Annotated in this window: 17 protein-coding genes; 6 read left to right on the top strand and 11 right to left on the bottom strand. The window is 60.2% G+C overall.

Going from position 1 to position 20339, the window contains the following annotated elements:
- Positions 1-3: 3 nt before the first annotated feature.
- From emhB to ACYZTY_RS05055, 6 genes are all read left to right on the top strand, one after another.
- Positions 4-3168, top strand: a complete 3165-nt coding sequence (gene emhB, locus ACYZTY_RS05080) for an efflux RND transporter permease subunit EmhB (RefSeq protein ID WP_461957555.1) — start codon at positions 4-6, stop codon at positions 3166-3168.
- Positions 3165-4625 (top strand): efflux RND transporter outer membrane subunit EmhC, encoded by a 1461-nt coding sequence (emhC, locus tag ACYZTY_RS05075; protein ID WP_461957554.1) that lies wholly within the window; start codon positions 3165-3167, stop codon positions 4623-4625. Before emhB ends, emhC begins: the two co-directional genes overlap by 4 nt.
- A gap of 438 nt (positions 4626-5063) precedes the next feature.
- The gene (locus ACYZTY_RS05070; protein WP_461957553.1) at positions 5064-6323 is read left to right on the top strand and encodes an OprD family porin; all 1260 of its coding nucleotides are present in this window, start codon (positions 5064-5066) and stop codon (positions 6321-6323) included.
- Positions 6324-6514: 191 nt separating this feature from the next.
- Complete coding sequence (locus tag ACYZTY_RS05065; protein ID WP_461957552.1) at positions 6515-7705, top strand: NAD(P)/FAD-dependent oxidoreductase; 1191 nt, start codon at positions 6515-6517, stop codon at positions 7703-7705.
- Between the two features lie 27 nt (positions 7706-7732).
- Positions 7733-8098 (top strand): DUF1641 domain-containing protein, encoded by a 366-nt coding sequence (locus tag ACYZTY_RS05060; protein ID WP_461957551.1) that lies wholly within the window; start codon positions 7733-7735, stop codon positions 8096-8098.
- Positions 8099-8119: 21 nt separating this feature from the next.
- Positions 8120-8938 carry a methyltransferase domain-containing protein gene (locus ACYZTY_RS05055; protein ID WP_461957550.1) on the top strand — a complete coding sequence of 273 codons (819 nt, stop codon included), beginning with the start codon at positions 8120-8122 and terminating at the stop codon, positions 8936-8938.
- A 112-nt stretch (positions 8939-9050) separates the two neighbouring features.
- On the opposite strand, the gene pcaC is transcribed toward ACYZTY_RS05055, so the two are convergent.
- The 11 genes from pcaC to pcaR form a co-directional block, all read right to left on the bottom strand.
- Positions 9051-9443: a 4-carboxymuconolactone decarboxylase gene (pcaC, locus tag ACYZTY_RS05050; protein WP_461957549.1), complete on the bottom strand. Its 393-nt coding sequence runs from the start codon at positions 9441-9443 to the stop codon at positions 9051-9053.
- 10 nt (positions 9444-9453) lie between these two features.
- Complete coding sequence (gene pcaD / locus ACYZTY_RS05045) at positions 9454-10245, bottom strand: 3-oxoadipate enol-lactonase (RefSeq protein WP_461957548.1); 792 nt, start codon at positions 10243-10245, stop codon at positions 9454-9456.
- An 11-nt stretch (positions 10246-10256) separates the two neighbouring features.
- Positions 10257-11621, bottom strand: coding sequence for a 3-carboxy-cis,cis-muconate cycloisomerase (locus tag ACYZTY_RS05040; protein ID WP_461957547.1), 1365 nt, complete (start codon positions 11619-11621; stop codon positions 10257-10259).
- Between the two features lie 45 nt (positions 11622-11666).
- A complete protein-coding gene (locus ACYZTY_RS05035) occupies positions 11667-12971 on the bottom strand; it encodes an MFS family transporter (RefSeq protein WP_461957546.1) in 1305 nt (434 codons plus the stop codon).
- Between the two features lie 184 nt (positions 12972-13155).
- Positions 13156-13722: a protocatechuate 3,4-dioxygenase subunit alpha gene (pcaG, locus tag ACYZTY_RS05030; RefSeq protein ID WP_461957545.1), complete on the bottom strand. Its 567-nt coding sequence runs from the start codon at positions 13720-13722 to the stop codon at positions 13156-13158.
- A 1-nt stretch (position 13723) separates the two neighbouring features.
- Entirely contained in the window at positions 13724-14428 is a 705-nt protein-coding gene (pcaH, locus tag ACYZTY_RS05025) for a protocatechuate 3,4-dioxygenase subunit beta (protein WP_461957544.1), read from the bottom strand.
- 35 nt (positions 14429-14463) lie between these two features.
- Entirely contained in the window at positions 14464-15669 is a 1206-nt protein-coding gene (gene pcaF / locus ACYZTY_RS05020; RefSeq protein WP_461957543.1) for a 3-oxoadipyl-CoA thiolase, read from the bottom strand.
- Positions 15666-16445, bottom strand: coding sequence for a CoA-transferase subunit beta (locus ACYZTY_RS05015; RefSeq protein ID WP_461957542.1), 780 nt, complete (start codon positions 16443-16445; stop codon positions 15666-15668). The genes pcaF and ACYZTY_RS05015 overlap by 4 nt, the downstream gene beginning before the upstream one ends.
- Complete coding sequence (locus ACYZTY_RS05010; protein ID WP_059407998.1) at positions 16445-17302, bottom strand: CoA transferase subunit A; 858 nt, start codon at positions 17300-17302, stop codon at positions 16445-16447. Before ACYZTY_RS05010 ends, ACYZTY_RS05015 begins: the two co-directional genes overlap by 1 nt.
- A gap of 285 nt (positions 17303-17587) precedes the next feature.
- Complete coding sequence (locus ACYZTY_RS05005; protein ID WP_461957541.1) at positions 17588-18934, bottom strand: aromatic acid/H+ symport family MFS transporter; 1347 nt, start codon at positions 18932-18934, stop codon at positions 17588-17590.
- Between the two features lie 127 nt (positions 18935-19061).
- Positions 19062-19904: a pca regulon transcriptional regulator PcaR gene (gene pcaR, locus ACYZTY_RS05000; protein ID WP_010462552.1), complete on the bottom strand. Its 843-nt coding sequence runs from the start codon at positions 19902-19904 to the stop codon at positions 19062-19064.
- Between the last annotated feature and the right edge of the window lie 435 nt (positions 19905-20339).

The raw sequence follows: 20339 nt of genomic DNA, 5'->3' as shown, positions 1-20339 counted from the left end.
ACCATGTCCAGATTTTTTATCGACCGTCCGATTTTCGCCTGGGTAATTGCCCTGGTGATCATGCTGGTCGGGGCACTATCGATTCTCAAACTCCCGATCAACCAATACCCGAGCATTGCGCCTCCGGCCATTGCGATTCAGGTAACCTACCCAGGCGCATCCGCACAAACCGTGCAGGACACCGTGGTTCAGGTGATCGAACAGCAACTCAACGGTATCGACAACCTGCGTTATGTTTCCTCGGAAAGTAACTCCGACGGCAGCATGACCATTACCGCGACGTTCGAACAAGGCACCAACTCCGATACCGCGCAGGTTCAGGTCCAGAACAAACTGAACCTGGCCACCCCGCTGCTGCCGCAAGAAGTGCAGCAACAGGGGATCCGCGTCACCAAGGCAGTGAAGAACTTCCTGATGGTAATCGGCGTGGTCTCGCGCGACGGCAGCATGACCAAGGACGACTTGGCCAACTACATCGTGTCGAACATGCAGGACCCGGTCTCGCGGACCGCCGGTGTCGGTGACTTCCAGGTCTTCGGTGCCCAGTATGCGATGCGGATCTGGCTCGACCCGGCCAAGTTGAACAACTTCAACCTGACCCCTGGCGACGTGAAAACCGCCATCGCCGCGCAAAACGTGCAGATTTCCTCCGGTCAACTCGGTGGCTTGCCTGCAGTGACCGGTCAGCAGTTGAACGCGACGATCATCGGCAAGACCCGTCTGCAAACCGCCGAGCAGTTCAAGGCAATCCTGTTGAAGGTCAACAAGGACGGCTCGCAAGTGCGTGTCGGCGATGTGGCGGATGTCGGTCTGGGCGGTGAAAACTACTCGGTCAGTGCCCAGTTCAACGGCAGTCCGGCCTCCGGTCTGGCTGTGAAACTGGCCAACGGTGCCAACGCCCTCGACACGGCGAAAGCCCTGCGCAAGACCATCGAAACCCTCAAGCCATTCTTCCCGCAAGGGATGGAAGTGGTGTTCCCGTACGACACCACGCCCGTGGTGACCGAATCGATCAAGGGTGTGGTTGAAACCCTGGTCGAAGCGATCGTGCTGGTGTTCCTCGTGATGTTCCTGTTCCTGCAAAACTTCCGCGCCACCGTCATCACCACGATGACAGTGCCCGTGGTATTGCTGGGTACCTTCGGGATCCTCGCGGCGTTCGGTTTCAGCATCAACACCCTGACCATGTTCGGTATGGTGCTGGCCATCGGATTGCTGGTGGACGACGCCATCGTCGTGGTGGAAAACGTCGAACGGGTCATGAGCGAAGAAGGCTTGTCACCCAAGGAGGCCACCAAGAAATCCATGGGGCAGATCCAGGGTGCGCTGGTCGGTATTGCGCTCGTACTGTCGGCGGTACTGCTGCCGATGGCATTCTTCGGCGGTTCTACCGGTGTGATCTATAAGCAATTCTCGATCACCATCGTCTCGGCCATGGCCCTGTCGGTTCTGGTCGCGCTGATCTTCACCCCGGCACTCTGCGCCACCATGCTCAAGCCGATTCCGAAAGGCGAGCACGGCGTTCCGAAACGCGGATTCTTCGGCTGGTTCAACCGCAACTTCGACCGTAGCGTGAAAAGCTACGAACGTGGCGTTGGCAATATTCTGCGCAACAAGGTGCCGTACCTGCTGGTCTACGTGATCATCGTCGTCGGCATGATCTGGCTGTTCATGCGCATCCCGTCCTCGTTCCTCCCGGAAGAAGACCAGGGCGTACTGTTCGCCCAGGTGCAAACCCCAGCCGGCTCCAGTGCCGAGCGCACGCAAGTGGTCGTGGACGAAATGCGTGAGTTCCTGCTGCGTCCGAGCAAGGATGGCGGTGAAGGCGACGCGGTGGCCTCGGTGTTTACCGTGACCGGATTCAACTTCGCCGGCCGTGGCCAGAGCTCGGGTATGGCGTTCATCATGCTCAAACCGTGGGGCGAACGTAACGCCGACAACAGCGTGTTCAAACTTGCGGCCCGTGCCCAGCAGCACTTCTTCACCTTCCGGGACGCCATGGTGTTTGCCTTCGCCCCACCGGCGGTACTGGAGCTGGGTAACGCCACCGGTTTCGACGTGTTCCTGCAGGACCGCGCCGGTATCGGTCACGACAAGCTGATGGAAGCGCGCAACCAGTTCCTCGGCATGGCGGCGCAGAGCAAGGTGCTGTCGCAAGTCCGTCCGAACGGTCTGAACGACGAACCGCAATACCAACTGGAAATCGACGACGAGAAGGCCAGCGCCCTCGGCGTGACGCTCACCGACATCAACAACACCCTGTCGATTGCGCTAGGCAGTAGCTACGTCAACGACTTCATCGACCGCGGTCGGGTGAAAAAGGTGTACGTGCAAGGCCAACCGGGTTCGCGCATGAGTCCTGAAGACGTCAAGAAATGGTACGTGCGCAACAGCGCCGGCACCATGGTCCCGTTCTCGGCGTTCGCCAAAGGTGAGTGGATTTACGGCGCACCGAAACTGTCGCGTTACAACGGCGTAGAAGCGATGGAAATCCTTGGCACCCCGGCACCGGGTTATTCCAGCGGTGAAGCCATGGCCGAAGTCGAAGCCCTGGCGAAGAAACTGCCGGCCGGTGTCGGTATTTCCTGGACCGGTCTGTCGTATGAAGAACGACTGGCAGGCTCTCAGGCGCCGGCGCTGTTCGCGCTGTCGATCCTGATGGTGTTCCTGTGTCTGGCGGCGCTGTATGAAAGCTGGTCGATTCCGATTGCGGTGGTGCTCGTGGTACCGCTGGGGATTATCGGTGCGCTGATGGCGACCAGCCTGCGCGGTCTGTCCAACGACGTGTACTTCCTGGTGGGTCTGTTGACCACCATCGGTCTGGCGGCGAAAAACGCCATTCTGATCGTCGAGTTCGCCAAAGACCTGCACGAACAGGGCAAGAGCTTGCAGGAGGCAGCCATCGAGGCTTGCCGCATGCGGTTGCGCCCGATCATCATGACGTCACTGGCGTTCGTCCTCGGCGTGGTGCCCCTGGCCATTTCCAGCGGTGCTGGCTCGGGCAGCCAACACGCCATCGGTACCGTGGTCATTGGCGGTATGATCACCGCCACGGTACTGGCGATCTTCTGGGTCCCGTTGTTCTTCGTCACCGTGTCGTCCATGGGTCAGCGCAAAATCGCCGACCAGGACGACGCTATTGAACCTTCTAAAGAGGCTGGCCAATGAGCAAGTCGCTACTCTCCATCGCAGTTGCCGCCTTCGTGCTGAGCGGCTGCTCGCTGATACCCGATTATCAGCAGCCTGAAGCACCGGTGGCGGCCCAGTTCCCGCAAGGCCCGGCGTACTCGTCGGCCCAGGCGCCGAACCAGGCAGCTGCGGAACAGGGCTGGAAGCAGTTTTTCCATGACCCTGCACTGCAACAGCTGATCCAGGTCTCGCTGGAAAACAACCGTGACCTGCGTGTCGCGGCCCTGAACATCGACGCGTTCGCGGCTCAGTACCGCATCCAGCGTGCCGATTTGTTCCCGGCCGTTTCGGCCAATGGCACTGGCAGCCGTCAACGCGTTCCGGCCAATGCTTCGCAGACCGGTCAAGCAGGGATCACCAGTTCCTACTCGGCCACGGTCGGCATCAGTGCCTATGAACTCGACCTGTTCGGTCGGGTTCGCAGCCTCAGTGAAGAAGCCCTGCAGAAGTACTTCGCCACTGAAGAAGGCCGTCGCAGCACGCAGATCAGTCTGGTGGCCAGTGTGGCCAACGCCTACCTGACCTGGCAGGCCGACAAGGAACTGCTGAAACTGACCCAGGACACCCTCGGTGCGTTCGAGGAGAGCTACAAGCTCACCGCGCGCAGCAACGAAGTGGGGGTCGCCTCGGCCCTGGACCTCGCCCAGTCGCGTACCTCGGTGGAAAACGCCCGGGCGCAACTGGCGAGGTACACCCGTCAGGTCGCGCAGGATGAAAACAGCCTGGTGCTGCTGCTCGGCACCGGTATCCCGGCCAATCTGCAAGCCGCCAAGCCACTGGCTGACGACCTGCTGAGCGACGTGCCGGCCGGTCTGCCATCGGACTTGCTGCAACGTCGTCCGGATATCCTCCAGGCCGAGTACAACCTGAAAGCGGCCAACGCCAACATCGGCGCGGCGCGGGCGGCGTTCTTCCCGAGCATCAGCCTGACCGCCAACGCCGGCACCCTGAGCCCGGACCTGTCCGGTCTGTTCAAGGGCGGTTCGGGCACCTGGCTGTTCTCACCGCAGATCAACCTGCCGATCTTCAACGCCGGCAGCCTGCGCGCCAGCCTGGATTACTCGAAAATCCAGAAAGACATCGGCGTGGCGAACTACGAGAAGTCCATTCAAACGGCCTTCCAGGAAGTCGCCGACGGCCTGGCCGCTCGCCAGACCTACACCGATCAGTTGCAGGCGCAGCGTGATTTCGTCACCGCCAACCAGGACTACTACCGTCTGGCCGAGCGTCGCTACCGTATCGGTGTCGACAGCAACCTGACCTTCCTCGACGCCCAGCGTCAGCTGTTCAGTGCACAACAAGTGCTGATCACTGATCGATTGGCGCAGCTGATCAGTGCAGTCAATCTGTACAAGGCACTGGGCGGTGGCTGGAACGAGCAGACGGCGAAAGTCGAACCGCTGAAAGAAGAAGCGCCGAAGATGAGGATGTTCTGATAGCGCTGTGAGAACAAGAAGCCCACCTTTTGGTGGGCTTTTTGTTAACTGCGGGAAAAGGTGGGTTGTCAGTAATGGCCTCTTCGCGGGCAAGCCTCGCTCCTACAGTATTCGCGTCGAACTCATATTCCATACCCCCCGCGAACCCCGTAGGAGCGAGGCTTGCCCGCGAAGAGGCCAGCACATACAACGCAAAACCCCAGCAAACATACGTTCGATAACCGCCCAAAACCCGCTTTTGCCGATTGAACCATCCAGTCCATTCCCCGCACCATTCCTCGCACAAGACCAATAACATCAGGTTCGACACCATGTCCCCGCGCCCTGCCCTGTCCGGCTAACCGGCTCCCGTTTTTCGCCCATTCGAATCCTTTATCTGCAACCCCAAGGTTGCGGCAACGCACCGTTTCACCCCTAACAATTAGAGAGACCCGAGCCATGACGCCATCTACCGCGCAGCACTACTTCCCAAGCCTGATCGCCATCGCTCTGGCCAGCGCGGCCCTGCCCGCCATGGCCGAGGAATCAGGTTTTGTCGAAGGCGCCAAGGTCAACCTGAACCTGCGCAATTTCTACATCAACCGCAACTTCACCAACCCGACCAAGGCTCAGGGCAAGGCTGAAGAGTGGACGCAAAGTTTCATCCTCGACGCCAAGTCCGGCTTCACCCAAGGCACCGTCGGGTTCGGAATGGACGTGCTGGGGTTGTACTCGGTAAAGCTCGACGGCGGTAAAGGCACGGGTGGGACGCAGCTGTTGCCGCTGGATCACGACGGTCGCCCGGCGGACAACTTCGGTCGCACCAACGTAGCGTTCAAGGCCAGGCTGTCGCAGACCGAAGTCAAGGTAGGCGAATGGATGCCGGTGCTGCCAATCCTGCGCTCGGACGACGGTCGCTCCCTGCCGCAAACCTTCCGTGGCGGCCAGATCACTTCGAAAGAAATCGCCGGAGTGACGCTCTATGGCGGCCAGTTCCGCGCCAACAGCCCGCGCGACGACAGCAGCATGAGCGACCTGTCGATGACCGGAAAACCGACCTTCACCTCCGACCGCTTCAACTTCCAGGGCGGCGAATACGCCTTCAACGACAAGCGCACCCAGTTCGGCCTGTGGAATGCCGAACTCAAGGACATCTACAGCCAGCAATACGTGAACCTGATTCACAGCCAGCCCCTCGGCGACTGGACGCTGGGCGCCAACCTTGGTTTCTTCTATGGCAAGGATGACGGAAGCGCCCGGGCTGGCGAGCTGGACAACAAGACCTGGTCGGGACTGTTCTCGGCCAAATACGGCGGCCACACCTTCTACGTCGGCCTGCAAAAGCTCACCGGCGACAGCGCCTGGATGCGCATCAACGGTACCAGCGGCGGCACCCTGGCCAACGACAGTTACAACGCCAGTTATGACAACGCCCGGGAAAAATCCTGGCAGCTGCGCCACGACTACAACTTCGTCGCCCTCGGCATCCCCGGCCTGACCTTGATGAACCGCTACATCAGCGGCGACAACGTGCACACCGGCACCATCACCGACGGCAAGGAATGGGGCCGCGAAAGTGAACTGGGCTACACCGTACAGAGCGGCGCGCTCAAGGACCTCAACGTCAAATGGCGCAACTCGACCATACGCCGGGACTTCAGCAACAACGAGTTCGACGAGAACCGGTTGATCGTCAGCTATCCGATCAGTTTGTTGTAACCGCACCCGGGCAGCGGACGAAGTTAAAAGCCGCTGCCTGTAACCACCGGTCGGCTTGACTGGCATTTTGCGAGTTGGCAGATACAGTCAAAAAGTGCGTTTAAATCTCCAGCCCTGATGTAGGAGCCCCTGTTTTCTTCCGTTATCTCCGGATGCTGTACGCGAAGCTGCCATGACCGCGGAGGTCAGGTATGAGCAAGCGAATAGTTATCGTCGGTGGCGGCGTAGGTGGAACCATGTTGGCCAATCAGCTGGCCAGCAAGCTGTATCCGGAAATCCTGCGCGGCGAAGTCTCGATTGCACTGCTGTCCAATTCCCCCGATCACTTCTATAAACCTGCGTTCATGTACGTGGCGTTCAACCTGTTTTTCCAGGAAGAACTCAAGCGGGCGGAACGTTCACTGTTGCGCCCGGAAATCACTTTCAACGTTGAAGAAGTGACACGTTTTGATTTCCCCGCGCAACGCCTGAAAACTCGTAGTGGCAAAGTTTACTGCTATGATTTTCTGGTCATCGCCACAGGTTGCTTACCGGCCCCGGGACGCATCGAAGGCCTGAAAGAAGCCGGTGACCATTTCTATCAATACGAGCCTGCCAGGCAACTGGCGCAAAAGCTGAGCACCATCGAAAAAGGCCGCATTTTCATTACCGTGTCCTTCCCGAAAACGCCCAACGTTCCGCATCAATGCGGTATTGCGCCCGTCGAAACCACTTTGATGCTGGATGACTTTCTGCGACGTCGAGGCGTGCGAGACAAGGTGGAAATCATCTACACCTACCCGACCACGGCTCAACTACTGCGCAACTGTCTGTTCCTGCAACGCCCGACCGGGGAAATTCTGCCGAGTATTTTCGAACAGAAAAACATCCGTTTTCAGCGTGGGTTCACCCTGAGTCGCGTTGATCCAGACAGCAAAATTGCCTACTCCGAAGAAGGTGACGCTCAGTCCTTCGACATCCTGATGGCAACACCGCCCATCTGCGCCGTTGACGCCGTGCGGGAGTGCGGGGCCTCACAAGCACCCAACGACGAAGGCTGGTTACCGACCAACCACGAAACCTTGCAGGTTTATGGCCTGGAAAACGTCTACGTCATCGGTGACAGCTGCGACCTGCCTATCAGCAAAGCGGGAGGCGCATGCCATAACCAGGCGCCCGTGATCGCCAACAACATCGCCGCCGAAATTCGTTTGGGCACCACCATCGCTGTCTATGACGGAAGCGTACAGGCGGTGGCGCAAATGGGCCTGAATGCCGGAATGTCGCTCAGATATGACTACTGCCACGATGTCATTCCAACCCCGTCCACCAAACTCGGCGGGTTACTCAGAAACGGCTTCAATCGCGGTCTGTACTGGGCTGTCGCCCGCGGAATGCTTTGACCCTGCACAGGGAGAGGATGAATCGTTATGGACCTGGCAAATGAATCAATCGCACCCGCCATCAGCCCGGGGTTGAATGCACTATTGGACAAGCTGAAACCGTTGATTGACGGTGGTCGGCTGGACAATCTGGTGGACCTGCTTTCGCTGGTCAGCGACCTCGTCGACCTGCTGGATCCGGCCATGGTGGAAAAGCTGGCTCAGCTTTTCGAGAACGCTACAGCTGCCACCTTTAGCGTCAGCAACGCCGTACGCATCGCAAAAGCCGATAGCGCAGCAAACGAACAGCCCCCCGGCTTTTATCAACTTCTGAAATTGTTGCGCGAACCTGATACCCGACGAGGTGTGGGGTTTGCACTCAAAACCCTCAACGTCATTGGAAGACAACTTTGAACTGCCAGAGAGGACAACCTCATGAGCACCAAACTGCATACAGCAAGGAATGCCAGCACCGACTGGGACGCCAAGGCTTACCTGCAATTTTCCCGACTTCGACAACAACCGGTAAACGAGCTACTCGACCGCATCGACCTGGCAACCCCCAAACGCATCTACGACCTCGGCTGTGGCACTGGCATTGCGACGCAAGCTCTGGCCAAACGCTGGCCTCGCGCTCACCTGATGGGCATCGACAGTTCGGAGCAAATGCTTCAGGAGGCCAGATGTTTGCCGATCAAGGCCCAGTGGAAGCAGTGCGACCTAAAGAATTGGCAGCCGGAGCAATCTGCCGACCTGCTTTTTGCCGCTGCCGTGCTGCACTTCATCGACGGTCATGAACAGCTGCTGCCGCGTTTGCTCGGTTATCTCAAAGTGGGTGGTTGTCTGGCAGCGCACATGCCCGACTGGCGGGATGCGGTGTGGTATCAACTGATGCTAGACACCCTCAATGATGGCGGTTCCGACGGTAAACCGCTGGGCTCCCCGCAATTGCGCGAGACGATGGCTGCGCGGCCGTTGCTGTCGTTGGAAGATTACTACCGGTTGCTCTCACCGATCACCCGAACGCTGGATATCTGGGAAACCGAGCAGTTGCAGGTCGTGGACGGCAAGTCGCCGATCTATGACTGGATCAAGGTCTCGGCCTTGCGGGCGGTGATGCGAGGCTTGAAGGATGACGAACAGGCGCGGTTCATCTATCACTTTATGATGCGGGTGCATGCGCATTACCCGCATGAGTGCGATGGGCGCACGCTGTTTCCGTTCAAGCGGATCTTCATTGTCGCCACGGTGTAAGTCATGACATTGCTTTCGCGGGCAAGCCTCGCTCCTACAGGTACTGCGCAAAACCTGTAGGAGCGAGGCTTGCCCGCGAAAGCGTCAGCTCTAACAACGCAAAACCCGAAATTTACTTCCGGGACTCTACGCCAAGCTCATCCCACACCGACTCCGCCAAATGAAACGTCGCATTGGCCGCCGGGATGCCGCAGTAGATCGCGCTCTGCATGATCACTTCCTTGATCTCGCCGCGGGTGACGCCGTTGTTGGCGGCGGCGCGCAGGTGCAGTTTTAGCTCTTCGTTGCGGTTCATGCCGATCAGCATGGCGATGGTGATCAGGCTGCGGGTATGACGCGGCAGGCCCGGGCGGGTCCAGATGTCGCCCCACGCGTGGCGAGTGATCATTTCCTGAAACTCCGAGTTGAACTCCGTCAGTGCATTCAGGCTGCGGTCGACATGGGCATCGCCGAGGACTGCACGGCGGACGTTCAAGCCCTCGTCGTAACGTTGTTTTTCGTCCACAACAACCCCCTCAATGAGCCAACAGAAACGCCAGCACACGGTCGCTGAAATCAGCACCGGCCTGGACGTTGGACAGGTGCGCGGCATAAAACTCGGCGTACTCGGCGCCCTGCACATGCTCCTGAATAAAGTGCCCACCGGACGGCGGCGTGACCGCGTCTTCGGAGCCGGCGATGACCAGCAGCGGCACCTTGATCGAGGACAACTGATCACGGAAGTCGGCATCGCGCACGGCGGCGCAATTGGCGGCATAACCCTCAGGCGAAGTGGCCGCGAGCATGTCGGTAATCTGCTTCGCGGCAGCAGGATTCGCCTCGGCAAAATCCGCAGTGAACCAGCGCGCAATCGACGCATCGCGCAGCGCGACCATAGCGGCCGGACCGTCACGCAGTACGGTTTCGATCCGTGGATTCCACACCGACGGATCGCCGATTTTCGCCGCGGTGTTGCACACCACCAGTTTGTTCAACCGCTCGCCGGCATTGATGCCCAACCACTGGCCGATCAGGCCACCCATGGACAGGCCGCAAAAATATGCGCGCTCGATGTGCAACGCATCCAGCAGCGCCAGCACGTCGTGGCCCAGTTGCTCGATGCTGTACGGCCCCGGCGTGACCAGCGATTGGCCATGGCCACGAGTATCGAAACGCAGCACCCGAAAATGCTCGGAGAACGCGGCGATCTGCGCGTCCCACATATGCAGGTCGGTGCCCAGTGAGTTGGACAACATCAGCACCGGCGCATCGTCCGGCCCATCAATTTGGTAATTCAGTTCGCCCTCGGCGAGTTGTACGAAAGCCACAGCAATCTCCTTCAGGCAGTCAACGCAATATGTTCAGCCACCGCTCGCTCGACCCAGGTATGGGCCTGACCGAGGTAATGGGCGGGGTCCAGCAGACGATCGAGTTCAACGGCAGAAAGCTCGGCGGTCACTTGCGGCTCGTCACCGAGCACCGCTCGCAGATGACGTTGCTCGGCCACCGCTCGTTTGCAGCATTGCTCAAGCAGATGATGCGCGGTGTCGCGCCCAACCCGTTGCGCGAGGACGATGCTCACTGCTTCGGCCAGCACCAGGCCTTGAGTCAGGTCGAGGTTGCGGGCCATGCGCAGCGCGTCCACTTCCAGTCCGTCCGCTACCAGCAACGCTTGCTTGAGGCTGCCTGACACCAGGCAGCAAATCTCCGGCAGGGTTTCCCATTCGGCGTGCCACAAGCCCAGGCTGCGTTCGTGTTCCTGAGGCATGGCGCTGAACAGCGTCGAGAGCAAACCGGGAACGCGGGTTGCCGCACTGATCAGCACCGCAGCGCCCACGGGGTTGCGTTTGTGCGGCATGGTCGAGGAACCGCCCTTGCCCGGTGCCGACGGCTCGAACACTTCGCCGGCTTCGGTCTGCATCAACAGACTGATGTCGCGGCCGAGTTTGCCGAGGCTGCCGGCGATCAAACCGAGTACCGCGCCGAACTCCACCAGGCGATCACGCTGGGTGTGCCAGGGTTGGTCCGGCAACGTCAGTTGCAGCTCACCGGCCAGGGCTTCGGCAATCGGCATCGCTTGCTCGCCGAGGGCAGCCAATGTTCCGGAGGCGCCGCCGAATTGCAGCACCAGCAGGCGTGGTTTGAGGTCTTGCAGACGTTGTCGGCTGCGGGTCACGGCGCCCAGCCAACCGGCGATTTTCATGCCGAGGGTGACGGGCGTCGCGTGCTGCAACCAGGTGCGTCCGGCCAGCGGTGTGGCAACGTAGCGCCGGGCTTGGGTCGCGAGGGTTTCGCCCAGTTGCGCCAGATCGATTTCGATCAGTTCCAGCGCGCGGCGCAGTTGCAGCACCAGCCCCGTGTCCATCACGTCCTGACTGGTCGCGCCCAGATGCACGTAGCGCTCGGCTTCGGCATCGTTAGTCGCGATCTGTTTACCCAACGCCCTGACCAACGGAATCGCCGAATTGCCCGCCGTGGCAATCGCCTCGCCCAGAGCGACAAAGTCGTAATGCCCGGCCCGACATGCCGCTTCGATAGAGGCAACAACCGTCTGCGGAATCAAGCCAACCCGCGCCTCGGCCCGGGCCAGTGCCGCTTCGAAATCGAGCATGGCCTGAACCCGGCCCTGATCACAGAACACTTCACGCATGTCGCGGGCCGTGAAATAGGCATCGAACAATTGATTGCCCGGTCGCTGGTTCATAAACAGTCCTTGAAGGCGTGGGCCATTGAGGCCCACGCGTATGGATCAAAGGTCGTGGTGCAAGTACTTGGCCTGTTTCGGCAGGCGCAGGCTGAACAGGAACGCCACCGCCATCATCACCGTCACATACCAATAGAAGGAGTTTTCCATGCCCACGGCTTTAAGGCTCAGGGCCACGTATTCCGCCGAGCCACCGAAGATCGCATTGGCCACCGCATACGCCAGACCGACACCCAGTGCGCGCACTTCCGGTGGGAACATTTCAGCTTTTACCAAGCCGCTGATCGAGGTGTAGAAACTGACAATCGCCAGCGCCACGGTAATCAGAACAAAGGCGAGGAACGGACTGCTGACACTTTTCAGGCTCAGCAGGATCGGCACGGTGCACAGCGTGCCCAATGCACCGAACCACAGCATCGAGTTACGTCGGCCGATCTTGTCCGCGAGCATGCCGAACAGCGGCTGCATGCACATATAAAGGAACAGCGCGCCGGTCATGATGTAGCTGGCGGTCTTGGCGTGCATGCCGGCGGTGTTCACCAGGTATTTCTGCATGTAGGTGGTGAAGGTATAGAAAATCAGCGAACCACCGGCGGTGTAACCCAGCACAGTAATGAACGCGGCTTTATGGTCGCGGAACAGTGCGCGGATGCTGCCGGCGTCCTTGTTTTCGCGCATTTCCTTACTGGTGGTTTCTTTCAGCGAACGACGCAGGAACAGCGAAATCAGCGCCGCCACCGCACCGACCACGAACGGGATCCGCCAGCCGTAGGCACGCAAGTCATCTTCGGTGAGGAACTGTTGCAGGATCACCACCAGCGACACCGCCAGCAACTGCCCACCAATCAGCGTCACGTACTGGAACGAGGCGAAGAAACCGCGCTGGCCCTTGAGGGCGACTTCGCTCATGTAGGTCGCGGTGGTGCCGTATTCGCCACCCACCGACAGGCCCTGCAGCAAGCGGGCGAACAGCAGCATGATCGGTGCCCAGACGCCGATGTCCTTGTAGGTCGGCAGGCACGCGATGAGCAACGAGCCGAAGCACATCATCAGAATCGAGATCAACATCGAATTCTTGCGCCCGTGCTTGTCCGCAACACGGCCAAAAATCCAGCCGCCAATCGGTCGCATCAGGAACCCGGCAGCGAACACGCCCGCTGTATTGACCAACTGCACGGTGGGGTTGTCGGACGGAAAAAAGGCTGGCGCGAAGTAGATCGCGCAAAAGGCGTAGACGTAGAAGTCGAACCATTCGACGAGGTTGCCGGACGAAGCGCCGACAATTGCGAAGATCCGCTTGCTGCGCTCTTCACCGGTGTAATGCGCTGTAATAGCGGTGGGGGTTGCCATTGTTTTTCACTCTTGAGGACCATGACAGTCTAGACACACTTTGCAACAGTCCCGTTCCCAAGTTGGCAATGCTACCCCCTGTAGGAGTGAGCCTGCTCGCGATTGCTGTGTATCAGAGCCATCAATGCTGGATGACACTCCGCTATCGCGAGCAGGCTCACTCCTACAGGGATTTGCGGTGTTTTCAGTAATCGAAAAACACCGTCTCGGAATCGGTGCCCTGAAGAATGACATTCCACTGATAAAGGCCGGACGCATCCTGCTTCGCCAGCAAGGTACCGCGGCGTTCAGTCGGCACGCATTCCAACAGCGGGTCCTCGACGTTGGCCGGTTCGCCGTCAAAGTAAATCCGTGTCAGCAAGTGCTTCACCAACCCGCGAGCAAACACCAGCACCACCAGGTGCGGCGCCTGGGTCGAGCCCTTCAGGCCTTCTACTGTGCCGGGCTTGATTGTGGTGAAACGAAAGCGCCCTTCTGCATCCACCGGCACCCGGCCGAAGCCTTCGAAGTTCGGGTCCAGGGGTTTGGCCTGGTCGTCTTCGGGGTGGTCGTACTTGCCGGCGGCGTTGGCCTGCCAGACTTCCAGCATCGCGTCGTTGACGAAGTCGCCATTGCCATCGACGACTTGCCCGGTGATCGCCACGCGCTCGCCGAGGGTCTGTGCAACGGTCAGGTCTTCGCGGTTCAGCCAGGTCAGGCCGATGTGGTAATACGGCCCGACGGTGTGGGACGTGGTCGCGTTCAGCGTCATCTTATTTCTCCATCGGCGTGGCTTCGCGGCCGCGCAAGACGATGTCCCAGCGATAACCGAGGGCATAGGAAGGGATGGTTTTTTCCAGATCGAACGTGGCGATCAAACGCTCTTTGGCGCGGGTATCGGGCACGCAGTTGTAGATCGGGTCGTAGGCCAGCAGCGGGTCGCCCGGGAAATACATTTGCGTGACCAGCCGCGTCAGAATGCTCGGCCCGAACAGTGAGAAATGGATGTGCGCCGGACGCCAGGCGTTGTGGTGGTTGCCCCACGGATAGGCGCCGGGCTTGATGGTCTGGAACTGGTACCCGCCATCGGCGTCGGTCACGGTGCGGCCGGTGCCGGTGAAGTTCGGGTCCAGCGGGGCGTCGTGCAGGTCGCGGGCATGGTTATAGCGACCGGCGGCGTTGGCCTGCCAGATCTCCACCAGAATCCCCGGTACCGGCAAACCGTCTTCATCCAGCACGCGGCCGTGGATGATGATTCGCTCGCCCAGCGGTTCGCCCGCGTGTTGCACCGTCAGGTCGTTGTCCTTCTCGTTAATACGCTCGGCGCCGATGGTCGGACCGGTAATTTCCGACAACGAATGAGGCAAAAACACCAACGGCTTGGACGGCGCGCGACGGTTGGTGGATTGATACGTCGGGTGCAGGTAGTCCGGCTGGGTGCCTTCCTGCGGGCGACGGTAACCAGGCTTGTCAGTCATTTCGCTTTCCTCTGTTCTTATTAGTCTGCCGGGTGTCAGACGCGTTCGATGGCCAGGGCCAGACCCTGGCCGACACCGACGCACATGGTCGCCAGACCTTTCTTGCCACCGGTCTTTTCCAATTGATGCAACGCGGTCAGGACCAGACGCGCACCGCTCATGCCCAACGGATGGCCCAGGGCAATGGCGCCACCGTTCGGATTGACCTGTGCGGCATCGTCCGCAATACCCAATTCACGCAGCACCGCCAGACCCTGGCTGGCGAAGGCTTCATTGAGCTCGATCACGTCGAAATCGCTGACGGCCAGGCCCAGACGCTCAGTCAGTTTACGCACCGCCGGCACCGGGCCAATGCCCATGACACGCGGTGCGACACCGGCGCTCGCCATGCCCAGCACTTTGGCACGAGCGGTCAGGCCGTGTTTCTTCACCGCCTCGGCCGAGGCCAGGATCAAAGCCGCGGCACCGTCGTTCACTCCCGAAGCGTTGCCCGCGGTGACGGTTTTGTCGGGGCCATTGACCGGTTTCAGATTGGCCAGGGTTTCCAGCGTGGTGTCGGGACGAGGATGCTCATCCTGGCTGACGACGGTTTCCCCTTTCTTGTGGGCAATCCGCACTTCGACGATTTCTTCAGCGAAAAATCCTGCAGCTTGCGCGGCGGCTGTGCGCTGCTGGCTGCGCAGTGCGAAAGCGTCCTGATCGGCGCGGGACACTTCGTAATCGTCGGCCACGTTGTCGGCGGTCTGCGGCATCGCATCGACGCCGTACCGGGCTTTCATCAACGGGTTGATGAAACGCCAGCCGATGGTGGTGTCTTCCAGCTTCATGTTGCGCGAGAACGCCGCATCGGCCTTGCCCATCACGAACGGCGCGCGGGACATCGACTCGACGCCGCCGGCAATCGCCAGCTCCATTTCACCGCAGGCAATGGCGCGGAATGCAGTGCCGATGGCGTCCATGCCCGAAGCGCACAGGCGATTGAGCGTGACGCCCGGAATGCTTTCCGGCAGCCCGGCCAGCAGGAGCGCCATGCGTGCGACGTTGCGGTTGTCTTCGCCGGCCTGGTTGGCGCAACCGAGGAACACCTCGTCCACGGCTGTCCAGTCCACCGACGGGTTGCGTTCCATCAAGGCCTTGATCGGCACGGCGGCCAGGTCGTCAGCACGAACCGCCGACAAACCGCCACCGAAACGGCCGATGGGGGTGCGAATCGCGTCGCAGATATAAACGTCGCGCATCACGCTTCTCCGGGTGCTTGGCCGTGGGCGGCGGCGGTTCGGGCTTCGAGATCCCTGAGTGCCTTCAATTCAACTTCGGTGGGCTCGGCGGTGTTTTCAACCGTGTCGGCGAAACGAATCGCCCAGCCAGTGGCGGCAATCACTTGCTCGCGGGTCACGCCAGGGTGCAGCGCGGTGACCACAAATTCATGGGTGTCCGCTTCCGGTTCCATGATGCACAGGTCGGTGATGATGCCGACCGGACCGGCGCCCGGCAGGCCGAGACGCTTGCGCGAATCACCGCCCTCGCCGTGGCCGACCGAGGTAATGAAGTCGAGCTTGTCGACGAAGGAACGCGCCGACTGTTTAAGGATGATCAGCACGCTTTTGGCGGAGCCGGCAATCTCCGGCGCACCACCGGCACCCGGCAGACGGACTTTCGGCTGGTGATAGTCGCCCACCACCGTGGTGTTGATGTTGCCGAAGCGGTCGACTTGCGCGGCGCCAAGGAAACCGACGTCGATGCGCCCGCCCTGCAGCCAATAGCGAAAGATCTCACCGGTCGGCACGACAGTGTCGGCGGTTTCCGCCAGCTCGCCGTCACCGATCGACAGCGGCAGTACGCTCGGTTTGGCACCGATCGGACCCGATTCGTAGATCAGGACGACATCCGGTGAGGAAGTCAGTCGCGCCAGATTGGCCGCTTTCGACGGCAGGCCGATGCCGACAAAGCACACCGAGCCGTTCTTCAGGCGGCGGGCGGCGGCGACGGTCATCATTTCATTGGTGGTGTAAGTCATTACTTGGCCTCCGAAGCAGCGGCCAGCTTGGCCTGGAACTCGCTGAAGTCAGCGCAGCCGTGGATGTATTCGTTGATCCACGCGGTGAAGGTGTCACGGTCGCGGGCAATCGGGTCCCAGGCTTGGTAAAAGCGGTTGTCGCGTTCGTTGTAACCGTGGGCGTAGGACGGATGCGCGCCGCCAGGGACGTGGCAAACCGCGCTCAGAGCCCAGGTCGGCAGCACACAGGAGTTCATCGGTGCGTTGAGATCGTCGACGATTTCCTCGACGGTAACGATGCAGCGCTTGGCGGCCAGCGCGGCTTCTTTTTGCACGCCGAGAATGCCCCACAGCAGCACGTTGCCTTTGCGGTCAGCCTTCTGCGCGTGAATCACGGTGATGTCCGGACGCACTGAAGGTACGGCCGCCAACACTTCGCCGGTGAACGGACAGGTGACGGTTTTGATCAGCGGGTTGACCTTCGGCAAGTCGGAACCGGCGTAGGCACGCAGGACCGCGAACGGTAGGCCGGAGGCGCCAGCGACGTAGGCATTGGCCAGGTCGGCGTGGCTGTGCTCTTCGATTTCCAGCGCGTGCGGCCACTGCTTCTCGACGGCGTCACGCAGACGGTGCAGCGAACCGACACCCGGGTTGCCGCCCCAGGAGAAAATCAGCTTGCGAGCACAACCGGCGCCGATCAACTGGTCGTAGATCAGGTCAGGCGTCATCCGCACCAGCGTCAGATCTTTCTTGCCCTGGCGAATGATTTCGTGACCCGCCGCCGTAGGAATCAGGTGAGTGAAGCCTTCGAGCGCGACGGTATCGCCGTCGTTGACGAATTGCTTCACCGCGTCGTGCAGCGAAAGGATTTCAGCCATGGGGCAGGCTCCCGTTTTGTTATGAACCGACAGTGGATGAAAAAGGCGCGAGGTTCAGCGCCGGAATGCCTGAAGAGTAAGCCCCTGAAAAACCCCAAACAATCCGATAATCGACTGAGTGTTCGTTTATCGAACAGATTGTTGTCTCGCTACCGATCCAAAAAGCTTCGCGGGCAAGCCTCGCTCCTACAGATTCGCCGCGTTCACGGACATCGTTAATCCTGTAGGAGCGAGGCTTGCCCGCGAAGAGGCCACCAACCCCACTAAAGATTCCGAACCCTGAAGTCAGGTCGCATCCGCATGACTGACCATGCCCTTGATCACCACCGCCGTGGTCGCCAACGCCGCCGGAATCACCAGCGCCGTCAGCACCTGTTCAAAATTCCAGCCCAACCCCAGCAGCGTCGCACCCATCCACGCCCCGAGAATCGCGCCGAACCGGCCAATCCCCAGCATCCACGAGACCCCGGTCGCGCGACCCTGAGTCGGATAGAACCGTGCCGCCAGCGAAGGCATCGCCGATTGCGCGCCGTTGACGCACATCCCGGCCACCAGCACCAAGGTCGCCAGTAACGTGATGTTGCCCAGGCTCTGCCCTACCGCGTAGGCAAACACCCCGGCCATCAAGTAGAAAATGCCGATGACCTTGTGCGGATTGAACCGGTCCATCGCCCAGCCCACGCCCACTGCGCTCAGCACCCCGCCAAACTGGAACAGCGCACCAATGAACGCTGCCTGCTCCATGCTTGCGCCGCTGTCGCGCATCAGCGTCGGCAACCAACTGGTCAGCAGGTAAACGATCACCAGCCCCATGAAATAGGTCAGCCACAACAACAAAGTGCCAGTGCTATAGGTGCCGGAGAAGATCACCGCGAACACGTTGCGAGCCTTCACGGTTTTCTGTTCCGGCACGCTGAAGCTCGACGCCTGGGCGACGACGGTGGGATCGATGGGCGCGAGGGTCTTGCGCACTTTGTCGGTGCCACGGTTGCGCACGACCAGATAGCGCGCCGATTCCGGCAGCCAGAACAGCAATACGACGGCGAGGATCAACGGCAGAACCCCGCCGATCAGCAACAGACTGTGCCAGCCGAAGGCAGGAATCAGCTTGGCCGAGATGAAACCGCCACCGGCCATGCCGAGGTTGAAGCCGCAAAACATGCTGGTCACCAGCAGGGATTTTTTGCGCTCCGGGGTGTATTCCGACAGCAACGTGGTGGCGTTCGGCATCCCGGCGCCAAGGCCCAGGCCGGTGAGGAAGCGCAGCACCAGCAATTGATCGACGTTGGTGCTGTACGCCGATGCCAGGCTGAAGGCGCCGAACAACAGCACTGCGCCGACCAGTACGACTTTTCGCCCAAAGCGGTCAGCCAATGGCCCGGAACCCAGTGCGCCGAAGACCATGCCGATCAGCGCCGCACTCATGACCGGGCCGAGACTGGCGCGATCGATGCCCCAGTCCTGAGACAGGGCCGGCGCGATGAAGCCCATGGCCGCGGTGTCGAGGCCATCGAGGAAGACAATCAGGAAACACAGGATCACCACTCGCCACTGGTAGCGCGAAATGGGTTGAGCATTGATGAAGGACTGCACGTCGAGGCAGTTTCCTACAGCAGACTGAGGCTGGTTCATTATTTTTATTCCACGCAAGAACGCAGTCGGACAGGTGCCAGCCTGAGCTGGCGCTGCCGCGACATTAATGATCCTGGGGAAACAGCGTCAATTCGATAAACCCGACTCTGTGCGTTTATCGAACAGCTTAGGCAAACAGCTGAGCGCTGAGGTCGCGACTGGCACTTAATAAGCCTGGCAAAAAACGTTGCTCCAGCTCGTTGCGGCTGACCCGTCCGGCGTGGGTACTGACGTTAAGCGCTGCCACTACCTGGCCGGAAGCGTCGTACACCGGAACGGCAATCGAGCGCAGGCCTTGCTCCAGTTCCTGATCGACGATGCACCAGCCTTGCTGCCGCACTTCCTGCAAACATTCGAGCAACGCCTCGGGGGTGTGCAAGGTTCGGCTGGTCTTGGCCTGGAACTCCGCATGGTCGAGGTATTCGCGCAGCGAAGTGTCATCCAGAGCCGCGAGAAGAATCCTGCCCATGGAGGTGCAATAGGCCGGCAACCGCCCGCCTACCGACAGGTCGACGGAAATCAGGCGCTGGGTGGTCGCCGAGCGAGCGATGTATAAAATGTCGTCGCCCTCCAGCGTGGCCATGTTGCAGGCTTCGTGAAGTTGCTCGCTCATGCGGTCCAGATACGGCTGGGCGGAAACTGCCAAAGGCGTCGAGGATAAATAGGCATGGCCGAGCGTCAGCACTTTGGGCAGCAGCGAATAGGTGCGACCGTCCGTGGTGGCGTAGCCGAGCTTGATCAAGGTGTGCAGGCAACGTCGTACCGCGGCGCGGGGAATTTCCGTGCGGTGACTGATCTGGGCAATGGTCAGGTGTCGCTTGCGCTCCTGGAACGCTTGCACCACCGCCAGCCCCCGGGCCAGGGAGGTCATGAAATCCGGGTCGCCGGTCAGGGCCTGGATTCGCTTGGCGGGCGAGGCCACGATCGGCGGCGCCACTGAAGCGAAGGAATTGCGCATTTGATCGTTCATATCAGGTCCTTTTCCCACACGGATCAGCGGCTATTACAAGCGGCTTCGGGCCCTGCACACAAGCCACAGGCCGCAAGATTGGGCGATTATCGAACCATCGACCGATAATCGCAATCGGCATCACGGACGCCACCAACCTGCGCGCGCTGATTTTCGCCGTGCCCGCTACATGCTTTTTATTCTTGTTGGGGCGCCGACTTAAAGGAGCGATGTAACGGGGTTAACTTGTTCGACTTTATGGCGTCAGAAACACATCGTTGCAAAGTGACATCATCATCGCCGCCTAGTTACCGATGAAAGTTGCGAGTAACAAAACAATCACACAGGTAGAACTACTTTTAACTCTCTAGAGATAGTGTTCTTCGGATCGACCGCTATAATGCACCTCAGTGGCGAAGCGGTTTTTACGTGCCGATTCCGCTATTCGGCAGCCCG

Source organism: Pseudomonas sp. LB1P83 (assembly GCF_054897885.1).
This window is presented reverse-complemented; position numbering and strand designations above follow the sequence as displayed.

Excerpts from the sequence above, each read along its gene's own strand:
- emhC (WP_461957554.1), top strand. The coding sequence starts at position 3,165 with ATGAGCAAGTCGCTACTCTCCATCGCAGTTGCCGCCTTCGTGCTGAGC.
- ACYZTY_RS05035 (WP_461957546.1), bottom strand. The coding sequence starts at position 12,971 with ATGGCAACCCCCACCGCTATTACAGCGCATTACACCGGTGAAGAGCGC.
- ACYZTY_RS05040 (WP_461957547.1), bottom strand. The coding sequence starts at position 11,621 with ATGAACCAGCGACCGGGCAATCAATTGTTCGATGCCTATTTCACGGCC.
- pcaR (WP_010462552.1), bottom strand. The coding sequence starts at position 19,904 with ATGAACGATCAAATGCGCAATTCCTTCGCTTCAGTGGCGCCGCCGATC.
- ACYZTY_RS05010 (WP_059407998.1), bottom strand. The coding sequence starts at position 17,302 with ATGGCTGAAATCCTTTCGCTGCACGACGCGGTGAAGCAATTCGTCAAC.
- pcaG (WP_461957545.1), bottom strand. The coding sequence starts at position 13,722 with ATGACGCTGAACGCGACCACGTCCCACACCGTCGGGCCGTATTACCAC.
- ACYZTY_RS05005 (WP_461957541.1), bottom strand. The coding sequence starts at position 18,934 with ATGAACCAGCCTCAGTCTGCTGTAGGAAACTGCCTCGACGTGCAGTCC.
- emhB (WP_461957555.1), top strand. The coding sequence starts at position 4 with ATGTCCAGATTTTTTATCGACCGTCCGATTTTCGCCTGGGTAATTGCC.
- ACYZTY_RS05015 (WP_461957542.1), bottom strand. The coding sequence starts at position 16,445 with ATGACTTACACCACCAATGAAATGATGACCGTCGCCGCCGCCCGCCGC.
- ACYZTY_RS05070 (WP_461957553.1), top strand. The coding sequence starts at position 5,064 with ATGACGCCATCTACCGCGCAGCACTACTTCCCAAGCCTGATCGCCATC.
- ACYZTY_RS05055 (WP_461957550.1), top strand. The coding sequence starts at position 8,120 with ATGAGCACCAAACTGCATACAGCAAGGAATGCCAGCACCGACTGGGAC.
- pcaH (WP_461957544.1), bottom strand. The coding sequence starts at position 14,428 with ATGACTGACAAGCCTGGTTACCGTCGCCCGCAGGAAGGCACCCAGCCG.
- ACYZTY_RS05065 (WP_461957552.1), top strand. The coding sequence starts at position 6,515 with ATGAGCAAGCGAATAGTTATCGTCGGTGGCGGCGTAGGTGGAACCATG.
- ACYZTY_RS05060 (WP_461957551.1), top strand. The coding sequence starts at position 7,733 with ATGGACCTGGCAAATGAATCAATCGCACCCGCCATCAGCCCGGGGTTG.